This window comes from Gilliamella sp. Nev6-6 (assembly GCF_001690605.1).
Classification (GTDB): Bacteria; Pseudomonadota; Gammaproteobacteria; order Enterobacterales; family Orbaceae; genus Gilliamella; species Gilliamella apicola_C.
In genome coordinates this window covers 41426-57876 of the sequence record NZ_LZHP01000020.1, presented here as the reverse complement: position 1 = coordinate 57876, position 16451 = coordinate 41426, and the positions used below count along the sequence as shown (strand labels likewise).

The window sequence follows — 16451 nt, the reverse complement described above, 5'->3', positions numbered from 1 at the left end:
AAGGGTGTTACATGAAACAACATTCACTATTAAATAAAGGCATGGTTGCTACCATGCTGGCACAATTTTTTTCAGCATTTGCTGATAATGCAATTTTTTTTGCTATTCTTGCTTTTATTAAAAAGTTGCACTACCCAGAATGGAGCCAATCGGTATTACAAATTAGTTTTGTGGTACCGTTTATCATCCTTTCGCCGTTTGTTGGGCAATTTGCTGACAGCATACCAAAAGGCAAGGCCATGATGATTTCAAATAGCATAAAATTACTCGGTACCGCTTGTATTTGCTTAAACATCAGCCCCTTTGTCGGCTATTTTTTAGTTGGTATTGGTGCTGCCGCATACTCTCCAGCTAAATATGGAATTTTAGGCGAGCTTACCTCGGGCGATAATTTGATTAAAGCAAATGGGTTAATTGAAGCATCAACCATTGCCGCCATTTTACTAGGTTCACTAGCTGGTGGACATATTGCCGATCTTAATGTAAGCGCATCTTTACTTATTTGCGTACTACTATATGGGCTTGCGGTTATTGCTAACTTTTTTATTCCTAAATTACCTGTCGCACGACAAAATACTTCATGGAAACCCAATAGTATGGTAAAGGATTTTGCTAACACAGTTAAAATCATCTTTACGAATAAACTTCTTTCATTGACATTATTAGGCACTAGTCTGTTTTGGGGAGCGGGTGTTACTTTACGGTTTTTGTTGATTAGTTGGGTTCCTGCTGTTTTAAATATTCATGATAATGCAACACCAACAAATCTCAATGCGATTGTTGCTATCGGCATTGTTATTGGTGCAGGATTAGCAAGTACATTTATATCAATTAACAACACGTTACGTTGCATCCCTGCGGGTATCATGATGGGAATTGCTGTAATCGCTTTTACATTACAAAGTAATATAATTTCATCTTATATTTTGCTTATTGCCATTGGCGCGCTAGGCGGCCTGTTTTTAGTACCATTAAACGCTTTTATTCAGAAAATAGGTAAAGGATTAGTGGGAGCTGGCAGTGTAATTTCTGTGCAGAATTTAATTGAGTATACCTCAATGATGGTCATGTTAGGGGGTTATACATTAGCAGTTGCGCTGAATTTGTCCGTTATTGCTATAGGTGTTGGCTTTGGTAGCTTATTTGCTATCGTAATATTTTTGTTATGGTTAAGGTTAAGAAAGCATGCAACAAATTAATCTTTTAGGAATGGTAACCGAAAGTCGCAATCCAAACAGTGAAAATATTGATAGCTGTTCAACGCTTGAAATACTTAAAATTATAAATAATGAAGATAAGCAAGTAGCACTAGCAGTTGAAAAAGAACTCGCCAATATTAGCTTAGCTGTTGATGCAATTAGTCAAGCTTTTTTAAATCAAGGCCGATTAATTTATATCGGTGCTGGCACTTCAGGACGATTAGGCATTTTAGATGCAAGTGAATGCCCACCGACATACGGCACATCGCCAGAACAAGTCATTGGATTAATCGCTGGTGGTCAGCCGGCTATTCTTAAGGCAGTTGAAAATGCTGAAGATAACCCTGAGTTGGCAACTAATGATCTTAAAAAAATTAATTTTAATTCAAACGACATTTTAGTTGGCATTGCTGCTAGTGGGCGCACACCTTATGTAATAGGTGGTATGCAATATGCTAAATTAATCGGCTCAACAGTGATTGGTTTATGTTGTAATCCAAAATCCCCAATGATTAATTTAGCCGATATCGCCATTACACCAATTGTTGGTGCAGAAGTAATTACTGGCTCATCAAGAATGAAGGCTGGTACGGCACAAAAATTAGTTCTCAACATGTTAACAACAGCAAGCATGATAAAACAAGGTAAAGTTTATGGAAACTTAATGGTTGATGTTGAGGCAACTAATGCCAAACTTATTGAACGACAAATATCCATTGTTATGCAAGCCACCGATTGCAGTCGAGAAAAAGCCATTGTCACATTAACCGAGAGTAACAGGCATTGTAAAACCGCTATTTTGATGATTCTTTCGGGGTTAAATGCAGAGCAAGCGAAGAAAAAACTAACCCAAGCCCATGGTTTTATTCGCCAAGCCCTACAAACAACCTAACCTTGCATTGATGAACAGTAAGAAATTAAAGTTTTCTCTCAAAATGTGATGAGCACATATGTCTTAAATTATTTTGTGGTGTAAACTAACCCAATATTTTCATTATATAGACTTTTATATTATGTCATTAATATAAAATTTGGAGGAAAATTTATGGTTGGAATTATCCTAGCAACTCATGGTGAGTTTGCAGAAGGTATTTTACAATCAGGATCGATGATATTTGGTGAGCAAGATAATGTTAAAGCCGTTACCTTGCACCCAAGTGATAGTCCTGAAAGTTTAAAAGAAAGGATGCTTGAAGCAATAGCAACATTTGATAATCAAAGTGAAGTGCTGTTTTTAGTAGATTTATGGGGTGGAACGCCATTTAATCAAGCCAACAATTTATGTGGAGAACATGATAATTGGACTATTGTGGCGGGTTTAAACTTACCAATGTTAATTGAAGCCTATTCTTCCCGTTTTTCAATGGAAACAGCCAAAGAAATCGCTACCGCAATTATTGAACCAAGTAAAGAAGGCGTTCGAACAACTGTCAAAATACAAGAGCAAACCGCTACCAATGCGAAGACTGCAAATACGATTCCTGAAGGAACAGTAATTGGTGAGGGTAAAATGAAAATCGTTTTAGCTCGGGTTGATTCGCGCCTATTACATGGGCAAGTTGCAACAGCATGGACAAAATCAACCAATCCTAACCGTATTATTGTTGTTTCTGATTCAGTTGCAAATTTAGTGCATATGATGGATGCTGCAGCAACTGAAGGCAATATTCGAAAAATTGAATGGTTACAAATTTTAGGTATCTGTTTACAAGGTTTACGTATCGCTATACCGGCTGCGGCTTTATTATTCATCCCAGCAGAAACGGTTAAAGCAACATTAAATGCAATGCCTGAATGGTTAACAACGGGTATGGCCATTGGTGGTGGTATGGTTGTTGCTGTCGGCTATGCGATGGTGATTAATATGATGGCTAATCGTGAAGTATGGCCATTTTTTATTATCGGATTTGTCGTTGCTGCGATATCGCAATTAACACTAATCGCACTGGGTGCCTTAGGCTTCGCATTAGCATTGATTTATCTTAATCTTTCAGAACGAGGCAATTCATCAAATGGTGGTAGCAAAGGTGATCCACTTGATGATATTTTAAATGATTACTAGGCACTGGAGAAAAATATGACAAATAGAATTCAATTAAGCAAGAAAGATCGTTTAGCCGTTGCTTGGCGTTCAACTTTTCTCCAAGGATCTTGGAATTACGAACGGATGCAAAATGGTGGTTGGGTGTATTCCATGATCCCCGCTATAAAAAAATTATATTCAACTAAAGAAGATCGTGCTGCAGCACTTAAACGGCACTTGGAGTTTTTTAATACACACCCTTATTTAGCTTCTCCAGTTCTTGGAGTAACGCTTGCTCTTGAAGAAGAAAGAGCCAATGGTGCAGCGGTTGATGATGTAGCAATTCAAGGGGTTAAAGTGGGTATGATGGGACCATTAGCCGGCGTAGGTGATCCTGTATTTTGGTTTACCGTAAGGCCAATGCTAGGTGCGCTTGGTGCCTCGCTTGCGCTAAGCGGTAATATCATGGGACCTATTTTATTCTTTTTACTCTGGAATATTATTCGTTGGAGCTTTATGTGGTATACCCAAGAATTTGGTTATAGAACGGGTTCGAAAATTACCGATAATTTATCAGGCGGGTTACTACAAAAAATTACTAAAGGCGCATCTATTTTAGGCATGTTTGTGCTTGCTGCATTAGTGCAACGATGGGTATCAATAAAATTCCAACCAATTGTATCTATCGTCAAACTAGACAAGGGTGCATTTATTGATTGGAATACATTACCAATCGGTGCAGAAGGTATTCAAAAAGCGTTACTTCAAATGCAAAGCGGATTATCGCTAACTCAAGAAAAGATTACTACTTTACAAAATAACTTAGATCAGTTGATACCGGGATTAGTTCCTTTACTGTTGACCTTCTTTTGTATGTGGTTATTACGTAAAAAAATATCGCCAATTATCATCATTATGGGCTTATTTATAGTGGGTATTATTGGTCATGTCATTGGCCTTTTATAAGTATATAAATTTGCTAAAATATTCAAGAAAAATATAAATCGTTAGAATAAAATTATATTTTTTATTAAATATCCTTTTTATCACCTTAAGTGGTAAAAAGGATGGCCTTATTAGTGTGCGAAAAATGGATATCAAAAAATGGTTCAGTCCTTAAATACTAAAATAGACTTAACGATTAAAGCCACTTCTTTTACTGGATTTACCGAATATGGCAATATAATAGTTGGTGACAAAGCTTTTGAATTCTATCATCAACATGACCCACGTAAATATATCCAAATCCCTTGGGATGAGGTTGATTATGTCGTCGCATCTGTGCTATTTGGTGGAAAATGGATACCACGCTATTCAGTTGAAACGAAGAAAAATGGTACTTTTACCTTTGCATCTAAAGAGCCTAAAAAAGTGCTAAGAGCGATCCGTGGTTATGTTGACGGGCAGAAGATGGTTCGTTCACTTGGTTTTTTTGATGTTTTAAAACGCGCTTTATTTCATAAAAAATAGTGGCGACAGATGATAAATGCGTGTAAATAGCCCCTAAAAAAAGTATACTTTTTTGTAATAATTACTAATTTTGGCTTAATGTAAATGAATGGTAATTAGTATTATTTTATCTACTCTTTTCTCATTTTGCTTTAGTCTTGCATATTCCCCCACCCACCGTCAATAAAGAGTCATTGCACTTTTTGCTAGAAAGGGTATAATTCTGGGGCTTTGATTTTGTCCATGTTGGACAGAAAAAAGATTATTTTTTTAATTTAAGAGGATGTTATGGTAACTATTCGTTTAGCTCGTGGTGGCTCTAAAAAGCGCCCTTTTTATCAAGTAGTTGTCACTGATAGCCGTAACCCACGTGATGGTCGTTTTATTGAGCGCGTTGGCTTTTTTAATCCAATTGCACAAGGTAAAGCAGAAGAATTACGTTTAGATCTTGATCGCGTAAATCATTGGGTTGGTTTAGGTGCAACTGTTTCTGATCGTGTGAATGCACTGATTAAACAAGCACAAAAAGCTGCTTAATTTAGTAATTAATAGTCACTGTAATGATGAATACTGAGAATCTTATTGTTGTTGGTAAACTTGGTTCAAGCTACGGCATTCGCGGATGGCTCAGAATTTTTTCGTTTACAGAATTGCCAGATAGCATTTTTGATTACACTCCTTGGTATATCCAGCGAGCTGGACAATGGCAAGAAGTCATTGTAGAAAGCTTCAAACCACATAATCATGATATGATTGTGAAACTCAAAGGTATTGATGATCGTGATCAAGCTAATGCATTAACTAATATTGAAGTGTTTGTTGATGCAGAAAAATTACCAGCGCTTAATAATGGTGATTTTTATTGGAAAGATCTCATTGGCTGTCGAGTGAAAACAGTTAACGGTTACGATTTAGGTCAGGTTACTGATTTAATGGAAACTGGCTCTAATGATGTGTTGGTGGTAAAAGCAAATCTAAAAGATGCATTTGGTACAACAGAACGTTTAATTCCTTTTGTTGATGATCAATTTATAAAACAAGTTGATTTAGTAACAAAAATGATTGTGGTCGATTGGGATCCTGCTTTTTAATTGGTAAGGTAAGACTATGTGGATTGGCGTAATTAGCCTTTTTCCCGAAATGTTTCAAGCTATTACCTGTTATGGTGTAACTGGTCGAGCCGTTAAAAATGGGCTGTTAACAGTAGAATATTGGAACCCGCGCGATTTTGCGTATGATAAGCATAAGACTGTTGATGACAGACCTTATGGCGGTGGTCCTGGCATGTTAATGATGGTGCAACCACTTAAGGATGCAATTCATGCGGCAAAGGCTGTTGCTGGTAACGATACAAAAGTAATTTATCTTTCCCCACAAGGGCGCAAATTAAACCAACAAGGTGTTTGCGAATTGTCCCAAAGCCAAAAATTAATTTTGATTTGTGGGCGATATGAAGGTATAGATGAACGTGTTATCCAAACTGAAATTGATGAAGAATGGTCAATTGGGGATTACGTGTTAAGTGGTGGTGAATTACCTGCGATGACTATGATTGATGCATTAGCAAGATTTATACCTGGCGTGCTAAATCACCAATCATCGGCAGAAGAAGACTCTTTTGCTAACGGTTTACTTGACTGCCCACACTATACTCGACCTGAGGTGTTAGATGGAATGGCGGTGCCTGACGTGTTAATGTCTGGTCACCATGAAGCGATTCGTCGCTGGCGGTTAAAACAATCACTAGGACGAACTTGGTTAAGAAGAAAAGATCTTCTTGCAAATCTAGCTCTGACTGATGAAGAGCAATGTTTACTCACTGAATTCCAACGAGAATACAGTGATAAACAAGGCAATTAATATTTCAGTATAACTAGTAAGAGATAATATTATGAAAAATGCAATTATTCAGCAATTAGAACAAGAACAAATGAAGAAAGACATCCCGTCGTTTCGCCCTGGTGACACGGTTGAAGTAAAAGTATGGGTTGTTGAAGGTAATAAAAAACGTCTTCAAGCTTACGAAGGTGTTGTCATTGGAATTCGTAATCGCGGTTTACACTCAGCATTTACGGTACGTAAAATTTCGAATGGCGAAGGTGTTGAACGAGTATTCCAAACTCACTCACCAATTGTTGATTCAATTACTGTGAAACGTCGTGGTCAAGTGCGTCAAGCTAAACTTTACTACTTACGCGAACTTCGTGGTAAAGCAGCTCGTATTAAAGAGCGCCTTAACTAATTTTTGTTGATTATCAATAAAAATATCGGATTAAGATGGTCACCTTTGTGGTGACCGTTTTTATATATGATAAAAATAATTTCAATCCAACAATAACTAGTTGGCAAAATTAAAGCAATTTTTTAAATAAAGTAAAAGGTAGTGCAATGGTTGATTATATTTTTGCGATTCTCTCAACAACAGTAAAATTGTTTGCATTAATGACACCACCTGCCGTTTTGAGCGCATTTCTAAGTGGTACAAAGCAATATGATGAACAGCTTAGGAGAAAAATAGCACTAAAAACTTCATGTGCAGTATTTATTATCGGTATTGTACTATTCTTTTTTGGCAATACCATGTTTAGCGTTTTTGGATTTACCCTTGATGCATTTCGAATTGGCTCGGGGGCATTACTGTTTATCACTGCGGTATCACTAATGAACGATTCGCCAGAAAAAAACAAAATCAATAGCGATGATGATATCAGTGTTGTTCCACTAGCCATTCCACTATGTATGGGTCCGGCATCTATTGGTACTATCATTGTGATGGGCACTAGCTCAATTGGCGTTGTTCCGAATTTGATTGGTGCAATTTCGTTGCTTGTTGCCTCAATGGGTATTTATATTATGTTATTGTGCGCTAAAAGCATTGCAAAAGTATTAAAAAATACTGGAATTGCGATATTATCAAAGCTAACGGGATTACTCATATCAGCTATTGCTGCACAGGTCGTTTTTACAGGTATATCTGCTTTTTTAAAATGAACATTTATTTTAAATTTCTCAATAGCATGCATAATAACAATATTACGATGCAAAAATAGGATTTACGCAATCAATATTCATCTGCTAATAAGTCGATTAACATAAAATGGCTTAATTTTCACTAAGCACCAATAGCCTGTAATCACTAACAATAATAAATTTTGTGCTAGTGATTACATAGCTTTGCAATATATAATTAATTATGGCTTATTGTAATATTTATTTTTTTATAGAAAAAATAAGAAATTAGAATGATTGCAATTAAAATTATTTCAGATAATAAAATAAAATGACCTGACTCACCAAACCAAACACCAACAATAATAACAATATTCATAATAATAGAGATAAAAGCAAGCCAAGGAAACAGTGGTGATTTAAACTTGATCATGTCTTTTGAGTATTTACCACAATTGACCCCTTTACGGAATCGATACTGACACCAAGCAATGATAATCCACGCAAAACAACCAACCTGCCCTGTTCCTGCGACTAAATAAAGATATAATTTTTCAGCAGCAATATATTTCGAAAATAGCGAAACTAACGCAATAATAGCAATAAATAATATACCTTTTGTGGGCACACCTCGTTGATTAACTACTGAAAAGTATTTTGGTGCTAAGTTATCTTGCGCCATAGACCATAACATTCTTGAACTAGCATAAATAGCTGAATTTGCGGCCGATATTGCTGCACAAAAAATAACAAAAAGCATCATATAAGAAGCAAATTTAATCCCTGCTTGGTTAAATACCCATACAAATGGACTAATTTCAGAATGAACCGTTCCATATGGATAAACAAGCGCTAAAACAGCAATAGCCAAGATATAAAACAGAATAATACGAAAAGCAACACCAGTAATTATTTTTGGCAACACAGATTGCGGAGATTGTGCTTCACCGGCGGCATTACCGATCAATTCGATCCCTTGGAATGAATAAGTAACAATAGTCATGCAAATAAATATGGCGAAAAAACCATTAGGAAACCACCCTCTTTCGGTTTTAAATGTTGGTAACACATGTGTTTGACTATATTGCTGATGAAGTAAATAAATTCCTACACAAATAAAAGCAATTATTGCTAACACTTTAATCGTTGAAAACCAATACTCACTTTCTCCAAATGCTTGAACTGAGGTTAAATGTACCGAGGTAATGACAATAAGAATTAACAAACTAAAAAGGTAAATAGGAAAAGCAGGAAAGGCTTGATGGGCAATCATAGCGGCAGCCGTTAAATCAGCAGCCATAGATAGCACCCAACTTAACCAGTATAACCAGCCAATGGTATAACTCCAAATAGGATGAGGAATAAACATTAATGCATAATGCTGAAAAGAACCTGCATGTGGGAATGCACAAGAAAGCTCACCTAGGCACAGCATAGTTGATAGCATAATGCTACCGGCAAGAAAATAAGCAATGATCGTCCCCAATGGTCCAACCGTGCTAAGTGGTGCTGCAATACCAATAAACAACCCAGTACCAATCGAACCACCTAATGAAATCATCAATAAATGACGATTTTTCAAGTTCTTCTTTAAGGTGCTAGGATAAGGGCTTTCTTGAGCTTCTGATGTTGCCATGTAAACCGCCTACTAATCAATAATAGCTGCTGATTGCCCAGCAGCTGATACATTAATAAACAAACCGTTTTTCTACACCATTAGTTTGGCAAGCCATAAGTAGCGCTGTATAATCAAGCTCAAACCCAATCATATCGCCAACACGTAATGTTTCAGAAACATCTTCAATATCAACAATAGTATGATCACTGGTTTGACCCAATACAGTAATATTATCATTGATAGGTACACAGCTTTCTGCCGGCACATCTTGACGGCCAAAAGCCAACAAGGCTCGTTTACGTGTACCATGGTCAACAAAGGTTTTGCTGTTTAAAAAAGCATCTACACCTAACTCACCAACAGGAACTGTCGGCTTACTATTGAGCTCAATAATTTGCGCGTAAAACTTATATAAATTACTGCACGCTTTATCGACAGGTTTGTTGGAATGATGAAATTCATCAAGGTATTTCATATCCACATATTCAATACCGAACTCATGCAAACCGCCAATTCTCAAATGATTCAGCCCTTCTGGCCAAATACCTTTATCCAACAGGTGGTAACTAGTACAATTACCAGCTGATAAATATTTTATCTTAATATGACAAGATTGCTCTACTTTACGTGCTATGTGTAAAAAATCCACACCATTTTTAACCGTTGGTAAAACAGTACCATAACAGTTAAAATTAGTACCAAGCCCATAAAGCTCAACACCCGGTAACGATAGAATGAGTTTGACAGTATCGATAATATCATCCACATGTTCAAACCAAATACCTTCTCGCAAATCACCCATATCAACCATTAATAATACTTGATGGACTTTTTGCTGTTTTACCGCCTCATCAGAAAGTGCCTTAATCACTTGTTTTTCGCTGTTTAAGCTAATATCAGCATATTTCACAACATCACTAATCTCACTTAAACAAGGACTACGCAATAAACAAGTTTTACAATTTAAAGCATCTTTAAGCTTCTTCAAATTGTAAGTTCTTGACTCGGCAATCACATCAATACCGCCATCAAGCACGGCTTTAGCAGTTTCAACACAACCATCAAAAACTTTATTAACCGCCATTACTTCAATGCCGTGTTTAGCAAGTAGCTCTTTTTCAACACGAGCATTGTCTCTTAATTTACGTAAATCAATTTCTAATATAGGTTTGTACATAATATTACTCCTCTATATCTTTAACTTGTTGCAAACGATTACGTTTTTGAGCTCGATGATAGATCCATTCAGCTAACACAATGGCAAGCACTGCACCACCAACAATTTTAGCGATGTACTCAGCATATCCACCCATATCAATTTGTGCTGGTGGAATAAACACCAAGATCACCGCAAATAGTGTAGATAAGAATCCTAAAGCTGGTAAAACAACTGGTAAAACTTTACCCGGAATCTTAAAGCTACGTGGCACATCTGGTTGAGCAATACGCAAACGATAGTACGCAATAAACATCACTAAATAAGGAATAAAGTAACAAATTGTTGTTAACGCAGTTAACATCCAATATGCAGCTGCAATACTTGGTGAAACGAAAGTTGAAAAACAAAGTACTGTTACAATAATCGCTTGAACAATTAAAGCAAAAGCTGGTGTTTGATATACCGGGTGTAAACGACCGATACGTTCACCAAGCAAATTATCTTCTTTTGATGCTTCTTGTAACATATAGATAGGACCAACTAACCATGAGTTAATTTGGCCTAACGCACCAAAGAATAAACAAATTGCCATTACTGGTAATAACCAAGGCATATGTAACGCTTTTGCCGATACTTCCATCGCTTGCATTACACCTGCAACAATATCAGTATCTTTTGCTGGCAATAAAGTATTAATTGCCCAAGTACCAATCATATAAATACCCACAATCACAATAGCTGAAACAACCATCGCTTTAGGGAAGTCACGTTGTGGGTTACGAGTACGGCCAGCAATCATTGGAGCCACTTCAAAACCAGCAAACGCAAACATCATGCTTGATAAGAAAACAATAGTATCCCAACTGCTTAAATCCGGAACCCAATCACTAACATGACTATAATCCGTTGCCATAGAGTGACCAGTCATTAACCATACAATCGCTAATAACACAATAATACCGGCAGGAATAAACACACCTAACCATGCACTAACACTGTTAATGATTTTAGTCCACTTCATGCCTTTAATATTCATTAATGTTAAGATCCAAAATACCACCATGGATCCCACCCCAATAAACACCTGATTTTGGGCCAACTCAGCACTAAACATATAGCCAATTGCCGTAAAGCCAAATTGCAACATTAATGGGAAGAAAAGCACACAAGAAAACAAGAAACAAACAACTACTATCCAGCCAACTCGTTTACCAAATGCTTCTTTTACCCAAACAAATATCCCACCATCTTTTGGCCAACCAGTAGAAAGTTCACCACAAACCATCGCTAATGGAAAAAACAAACAAAATGCAGCAAGTAACCAAAGCACCATTGCTGACGCCCCATAGGGAGCAACATTTGGAATTTGACGTAAACTGAGTATCGCAATAACATTCATAAACACAATGTCTTTAATACCAAGTAAACTTGAATCTTTAGAATCACTCATAATAACCTCACATTGTAATATCTGGAGCAATAAATGCTCCAGATAGTTCATGATTAATACACGTCGTATCCAACCATATCTTCGTAAGTATCTTCACGGCGAATCAATCTATCTTTACCTTCTTTACCTATCATAACAACAGATGTACGAGGGCGATTGTTATAGACTGTTTGGCTTTCAATGGTATAAGCACCTGCATCCAAGAAAGCAACAATATCGCCAATTTGCGTATCTTTTGGCATTAAAAATTCTTCACCTTTAACACCGACATGGAAGTAGTCGCCACCATCACATAAAGGACCAGCTAATTTAATATATTCGTCGTGTTCTTCATTGATTCTTGACGCATTATAAACATAGAAGAACCAATCAAAATGTTGACTATCAGATAAAACGCTATAACCAGCATCAACAAATTTCCACTCAACATGCTCTTCAATGTTACCGTCTAAATCGTAGTTAGTTTTACGTTTTTCACAAGCGACCTCGGTGACAAGCACGCCGGCAGAACCAGTTACTTTACGACCTGGTTCAATACAGATTTCAACATCAGTACGCCATTTGTGTACTTCACTAATTACCGCGTCAGCAAAGTCTTGAGCAGTAATCCCTGCATACATATTATCTTGCAATGGATTGCCATTTTCTTCGTCATACTTATATGGAACAGGAATACCGCCTCCAACGTTGATTAAATCAAATTTAGTACCAAGTACTTCTTCTAAACGGCGAGATTCATCAACTAATACTTTCGTTGCTTTTGCAAAAGGTTCTGCTTCGGGTACTTGATCCCCAACATGCATATGCAAGCCACGTAAATGAACATATGGCATTTCGAGAATGCGTCGGCAAGTTTCTTCTGCTTGTTCTAAATCAATACCTGATTTGGCATGATAAGCTGTAACCAATTCTGCATGGGTTGCTGACGGCACATTTGGCTCAACACGCACGCAAACATTTGCAACTTTCTTCAAACGTCTTGAAATTTCATCAATAATATCAAGCTCATATAAACTATCAACATTGATAATATAAAGATCGTTTTGGATTGCAAATTCCAAATCAACTGGTTTTTTAACCACACCGTTGAACACAATTTGGCTACCACTAAAGCCTATTTCTAAGCATTTACGCACTTCAAACATCGAGTTTGCTTCGGCATAAATACCTGCATCTTTAATCGCCTTAAGCACCCCCATAACTGAGCAGGTTTTTGAGGCATAGAAGATTTTTGTATTTGGATGAGCCTTAAATGCATCTTTTATTTCTTGAACATTGCGATCAATTTCTTTCTCAGAAAACACATAAAAAGGAGTTGGATATTTTTTGGCTAATTCTTCTAAATTAACTCCATCAAAACATAATTTGCCATTTTGAGCACTAAAGCGACGATCTTTTGTTACAAGATTGGTACGTAATTTGTTATAATTTGACATAATTGAGTCAGACATATGACCTCCAGTTAATTTAGTATATAGAAATATGTAACAGACTTCTCACTGGTAATGCAATCAGCATGCCAAAATTAGAATCAAATATAATCAATTAGTTAATAAGTTTAGCCCCAAAATTAAAATTAGTCATTTAGTACAAAATATGTTTTTATGACAAAAATTTGTCATTTTTTGATGATGGCCGAAAAGCATTTAAATTAAACGAAGCAAAATTTAGTAAATAATCCAAACATAAAAAGGTACTAATATCATGACCATTGATCCTGAGTTATTACAAGCATTGGAAATATTTAAACATTTTTTTGATTTAATCCATCAACCGATAGCTATTATTGATAAAAATGGCAATTATATTTATTACAATCAGGAAAGTGCAGAACTCGATGGCTACCCTAAAGAGCAAGCTATTGGTAACCCCATGCTTGAGGTTTACCCCAACTTAAAAAAAGAAGATAGTACTATGTTGCAAGCTTTGCAACTTGGTAAAGAATACCAAGATAACTACCAAACTTATTATAACCATGTTGGTAAGTTGGTTGATTATTTGCATACAACTGTTCCGCTTTATAATAATAAAGAAGAAATCATTGGTGCCATTGAGATAGGCCGAAACTTATCAACGGTTAGACATTTGCAAGATCAAGTTTTTAAATTACATAGTAAGTTATACCACAATAAAGAACAGCCTTTACCCGATATTGTTTTTGTTTCGGAAAAAATGCAGAAAGTGATTGACCAAACCAATATTTTAGGACGCAATGATGTTCCTGTACTAATTGTAGGTGAAACAGGAACAGGTAAAGAACTGTTTGCTCGCTTAATACACCAGACAAGTCAACGCCGTGACAAAGCTTTCATCTCACTTAATTGTGGTGCGTTACCAACTACCCTGATTGAAAGCACTTTATTTGGCACAGTCAAAGGTGCGTTTACGGGGGCAGAAAACCGTCAGGGTTATTTAGCGCTAGCTAACGGAGGCACACTGTTTCTTGATGAACTTAATGCAATGCCTTTTGATATGCAAAGTAAGCTATTACGATTTCTACAAGAGAAAACCTATTGGCCATTGGGTGGTAGTAAAGAACAACATTCAGATGTTCGTATCGTTGCCGCCATGAATGAATCACCGACAGAGTTGCTAAAAACGGGAAAAATAAGAGGCGATCTATTTTATCGATTAAACGTTGGTTTAATTAAACTTCCTGCTTTGCGAGACCGAACAGAAGATATTCCCGTTTTAGCTCGTTATTTTATTGATAAACATAAAAACGATGTAAATATAGTCATTAGTGGTATCAGTAAACAAGCACTACAACAATTAATGTCAGCACATTGGCCTGGTAATGTGCGTATGCTTGAAAATGCCATTGTCAGAAGTATGGTACTTCAAAACGAACCTGGTGAATTACAGCATATTACCCTTGATGAAGAGTTATTTGAACTTAATAACCCGCAGTCTGAAGATGATAATACAAATAAGCACAATGAAACAGTTGTTCAAACATCTCCTAATGGAGGTAACTTAACCGAACAAGTTGAAAACTTTGAACGGCAACTGATTATTGACGCATTGAATCAAGCTAATGGCAAAATTATAACGGCGGCAAAAAACTTAAATATTTCACGCACAACATTACAATATAAAGTCAAAAAGTATCATATTCAGATGGGGGTAATTGATGCTTAATTTTAAGCATCAAAAACGATCAATTAAACGCCTGAGCACATGCAAATGCACTACTCCATGCCCATTGGAAATTATAACCTCCGAGCCACCCCGAAACATCAACCACCTCACCAATAAAATAGAGGTTAGGAAGTGTTTTAACCGCCATAGTTTTGGAGGATAACGCATCAGTGCTTATACCGCCCAGTGTGACTTCGGCAGTACGATAACCTTCTGTTCCATTTGGAGTAATTTTCCAGTGTGTTAGGTTGTAATAAAGTTGCTGCTGTTGCCTAGGGGTAAGCTGTTTCACCGTTAAATCGTCCATTAAATTTAATTGTATTAATGCTTCAATGAGCCTTTTGGGTAAAAGCGACGCCAAGCAGTTTTTTATAGTCTGATTGCGGTTTTGTTCTAATAATAGTTTAAACGATGATTCAAATACTAATTCAGGTAATAAATTGATAGTAATTGATTCACCAGCTTGCCAATAACTCGACAATTGTAAAATAGCTGGTCCAGAAAGCCCTCGATGCGTAAATAATAGATTCTCTTTAAAGCTCATTCTTTGATTAGAAACTTCAACTAGAATTGCAATACCTGACAAATTTGCAAGCACATCCAGTAAAGGCTTATGCAACGTAAAAGGCACTAATCCAGCTTTTACTGGTACAACAGGAATAGCAAATTTTTCAGCAATTTTATAGCCTATTGATGTCATACCGAGTGCGGGCATAGATAAACCGCCTGTAGCAATAATAAGATTTTCACTATCCATAATGCCACCAGAAGTATATAATTGGAACCCTTGCCCATTACTATCAATATCTTCAACTTGGGTTCGCATCACAAAATTAACATGCCCCTTTTGGCACTCTTTTACTAGCAGATCAACGATATCTTGCGCTGAATTATCACAAAATAATTGGCCATGAGCTTTTTCATGATAACTAATACCATATTGGTTGACTAATTGTATAAAATCCCACTGGGTAAAGCGCTTTAAAGCAGATTTGCAAAAATGTGGATTATGAGAAATATAATGGGATGGCTCAACAGATAAATTAGTAAAATTACATTTACCACCACCAGACATTAAAATTTTACGCCCGAGCTTTTTACCATTATCAATTACGGTAACATCATACCCTTTTTGCCCCAATAGGCCAGCACAAAAAAGCCCAGCAGCGCCCGCCCCAACAATTGTAATTTTAGTTTGCATTATTGATAGATTAAAAATAAAAGATAACAAATTATAGCAAGATACCGCCATCACTTATAGTCGTTAGCTTGAGTTAAATTTTATACTTAAACAGATACTTTTCTGAAAGTTTTTAACATAAAAGAAAAAAAACTTATAGCTAATTTATATACGCTATTTTAAAAAAAACAATTTAAATTTATAAACACTTAAAAAATCATAGTGGTATATGTCATTATTAGCTTAATTAATAACTCAAATATAAGTTATGAGAAGATTAACT

Annotated in this window: 16 protein-coding genes and 1 pseudogene; 12 read left to right on the top strand and 5 right to left on the bottom strand. The window is 36.3% G+C overall.

Annotation, left to right across the window (positions count from 1 at the left end; translation table 11 throughout):
• Positions 1-11: 11 nt before the first annotated feature.
• The 11 genes and pseudogenes from lplT to A9G42_RS04095 all read left to right on the top strand — a co-directional run bounded on the left by lplT (position 12) and on the right by A9G42_RS04095 (position 7662).
• On the top strand, positions 12-1199 hold the full coding sequence (gene lplT / locus A9G42_RS04140) for a lysophospholipid transporter LplT (protein WP_065587731.1): 1188 nt from the start codon (positions 12-14) through the stop codon (positions 1197-1199).
• Positions 1186-2091, top strand: a complete 906-nt coding sequence (murQ, locus tag A9G42_RS04135) for an N-acetylmuramic acid 6-phosphate etherase (protein ID WP_065582338.1) — start codon at positions 1186-1188, stop codon at positions 2089-2091. The genes lplT and murQ overlap by 14 nt, the downstream gene beginning before the upstream one ends.
• Before the next feature lie 153 nt (positions 2092-2244).
• A pseudogene (locus A9G42_RS14655) lies at positions 2245-2823 on the top strand (mannose/fructose/sorbose PTS transporter subunit IIA); the annotation flags it as partial.
• A 12-nt stretch (positions 2824-2835) separates the two neighbouring features.
• A complete protein-coding gene (locus tag A9G42_RS14650; RefSeq protein WP_442903189.1) occupies positions 2836-3261 on the top strand; it encodes a PTS sugar transporter subunit IIC in 426 nt (141 codons plus the stop codon).
• A 15-nt stretch (positions 3262-3276) separates the two neighbouring features.
• Entirely contained in the window at positions 3277-4188 is a 912-nt protein-coding gene (locus tag A9G42_RS04125) for a PTS system mannose/fructose/sorbose family transporter subunit IID (RefSeq protein ID WP_065580681.1), read from the top strand.
• A gap of 138 nt (positions 4189-4326) precedes the next feature.
• Positions 4327-4692, top strand: a complete 366-nt coding sequence (locus A9G42_RS04120; protein WP_065579565.1) for a DUF956 family protein — start codon at positions 4327-4329, stop codon at positions 4690-4692.
• A gap of 267 nt (positions 4693-4959) precedes the next feature.
• Positions 4960-5208 carry a 30S ribosomal protein S16 gene (gene rpsP / locus A9G42_RS04115; RefSeq protein ID WP_034900786.1) on the top strand — a complete coding sequence of 83 codons (249 nt, stop codon included), beginning with the start codon at positions 4960-4962 and terminating at the stop codon, positions 5206-5208.
• Between the two features lie 23 nt (positions 5209-5231).
• Positions 5232-5762 carry a ribosome maturation factor RimM gene (gene rimM / locus A9G42_RS04110; RefSeq protein WP_065566336.1) on the top strand — a complete coding sequence of 177 codons (531 nt, stop codon included), beginning with the start codon at positions 5232-5234 and terminating at the stop codon, positions 5760-5762.
• Positions 5763-5778: 16 nt separating this feature from the next.
• Positions 5779-6531, top strand: coding sequence for a tRNA (guanosine(37)-N1)-methyltransferase TrmD (gene trmD, locus A9G42_RS04105; RefSeq protein ID WP_065566335.1), 753 nt, complete (start codon positions 5779-5781; stop codon positions 6529-6531).
• A gap of 31 nt (positions 6532-6562) precedes the next feature.
• Entirely contained in the window at positions 6563-6913 is a 351-nt protein-coding gene (gene rplS, locus A9G42_RS04100; protein ID WP_034913735.1) for a 50S ribosomal protein L19, read from the top strand.
• A gap of 146 nt (positions 6914-7059) precedes the next feature.
• Positions 7060-7662, top strand: a complete 603-nt coding sequence (locus A9G42_RS04095; protein WP_065566334.1) for a MarC family protein — start codon at positions 7060-7062, stop codon at positions 7660-7662.
• 196 nt (positions 7663-7858) lie between these two features.
• Here the strand turns inward: A9G42_RS04095 and A9G42_RS04090 are convergent, their stop codons facing one another.
• The 4 genes from A9G42_RS04090 to lysA are packed head-to-tail and all read right to left on the bottom strand — an operon-like array spanning position 7859 to position 13298.
• Positions 7859-9256 carry an amino acid permease gene (locus A9G42_RS04090; RefSeq protein ID WP_065652722.1) on the bottom strand — a complete coding sequence of 466 codons (1398 nt, stop codon included), beginning with the start codon at positions 9254-9256 and terminating at the stop codon, positions 7859-7861.
• 52 nt (positions 9257-9308) lie between these two features.
• A complete protein-coding gene (locus A9G42_RS04085; RefSeq protein WP_065566332.1) occupies positions 9309-10415 on the bottom strand; it encodes an alanine/ornithine racemase family PLP-dependent enzyme in 1107 nt (368 codons plus the stop codon).
• Positions 10416-10419: 4 nt separating this feature from the next.
• Positions 10420-11847 (bottom strand): APC family permease, encoded by a 1428-nt coding sequence (locus tag A9G42_RS04080; RefSeq protein WP_065566331.1) that lies wholly within the window; start codon positions 11845-11847, stop codon positions 10420-10422.
• A 53-nt stretch (positions 11848-11900) separates the two neighbouring features.
• Positions 11901-13298, bottom strand: a complete 1398-nt coding sequence (gene lysA, locus A9G42_RS04075; protein WP_065652721.1) for a diaminopimelate decarboxylase — start codon at positions 13296-13298, stop codon at positions 11901-11903.
• Between the two features lie 250 nt (positions 13299-13548).
• On the opposite strand from lysA, the gene A9G42_RS04070 reads away from it, so the two are divergent.
• Positions 13549-14988: a sigma 54-interacting transcriptional regulator gene (locus A9G42_RS04070; protein WP_141673642.1), complete on the top strand. Its 1440-nt coding sequence runs from the start codon at positions 13549-13551 to the stop codon at positions 14986-14988.
• 19 nt (positions 14989-15007) lie between these two features.
• Here the strand turns inward: A9G42_RS04070 and A9G42_RS04065 are convergent, their stop codons facing one another.
• Entirely contained in the window at positions 15008-16189 is a 1182-nt protein-coding gene (locus A9G42_RS04065; protein ID WP_065652732.1) for an NAD(P)/FAD-dependent oxidoreductase, read from the bottom strand.
• Positions 16190-16451: the final 262 nt, after the last annotated feature.

Coding starts and splice junctions, on each gene's coding strand:
- lplT (WP_065587731.1), top strand. CDS start 12: ATGAAACAACATTCACTATTAAATAAAGGCATGGTTGCTACCATGCTG.
- murQ (WP_065582338.1), top strand. CDS start 1,186: ATGCAACAAATTAATCTTTTAGGAATGGTAACCGAAAGTCGCAATCCA.
- A9G42_RS14650 (WP_442903189.1), top strand. CDS start 2,836: ATGATGGATGCTGCAGCAACTGAAGGCAATATTCGAAAAATTGAATGG.
- A9G42_RS04125 (WP_065580681.1), top strand. CDS start 3,277: ATGACAAATAGAATTCAATTAAGCAAGAAAGATCGTTTAGCCGTTGCT.
- A9G42_RS04120 (WP_065579565.1), top strand. CDS start 4,327: ATGGTTCAGTCCTTAAATACTAAAATAGACTTAACGATTAAAGCCACT.
- rpsP (WP_034900786.1), top strand. CDS start 4,960: ATGGTAACTATTCGTTTAGCTCGTGGTGGCTCTAAAAAGCGCCCTTTT.
- rimM (WP_065566336.1), top strand. CDS start 5,232: ATGATGAATACTGAGAATCTTATTGTTGTTGGTAAACTTGGTTCAAGC.
- trmD (WP_065566335.1), top strand. CDS start 5,779: ATGTGGATTGGCGTAATTAGCCTTTTTCCCGAAATGTTTCAAGCTATT.
- rplS (WP_034913735.1), top strand. CDS start 6,563: ATGAAAAATGCAATTATTCAGCAATTAGAACAAGAACAAATGAAGAAA.
- A9G42_RS04095 (WP_065566334.1), top strand. CDS start 7,060: ATGGTTGATTATATTTTTGCGATTCTCTCAACAACAGTAAAATTGTTT.
- A9G42_RS04090 (WP_065652722.1), bottom strand. CDS start 9,256: ATGGCAACATCAGAAGCTCAAGAAAGCCCTTATCCTAGCACCTTAAAG.
- A9G42_RS04085 (WP_065566332.1), bottom strand. CDS start 10,415: ATGTACAAACCTATATTAGAAATTGATTTACGTAAATTAAGAGACAAT.
- A9G42_RS04080 (WP_065566331.1), bottom strand. CDS start 11,847: ATGAGTGATTCTAAAGATTCAAGTTTACTTGGTATTAAAGACATTGTG.
- lysA (WP_065652721.1), bottom strand. CDS start 13,298: ATGTCTGACTCAATTATGTCAAATTATAACAAATTACGTACCAATCTT.
- A9G42_RS04065 (WP_065652732.1), bottom strand. CDS start 16,189: ATGCAAACTAAAATTACAATTGTTGGGGCGGGCGCTGCTGGGCTTTTT.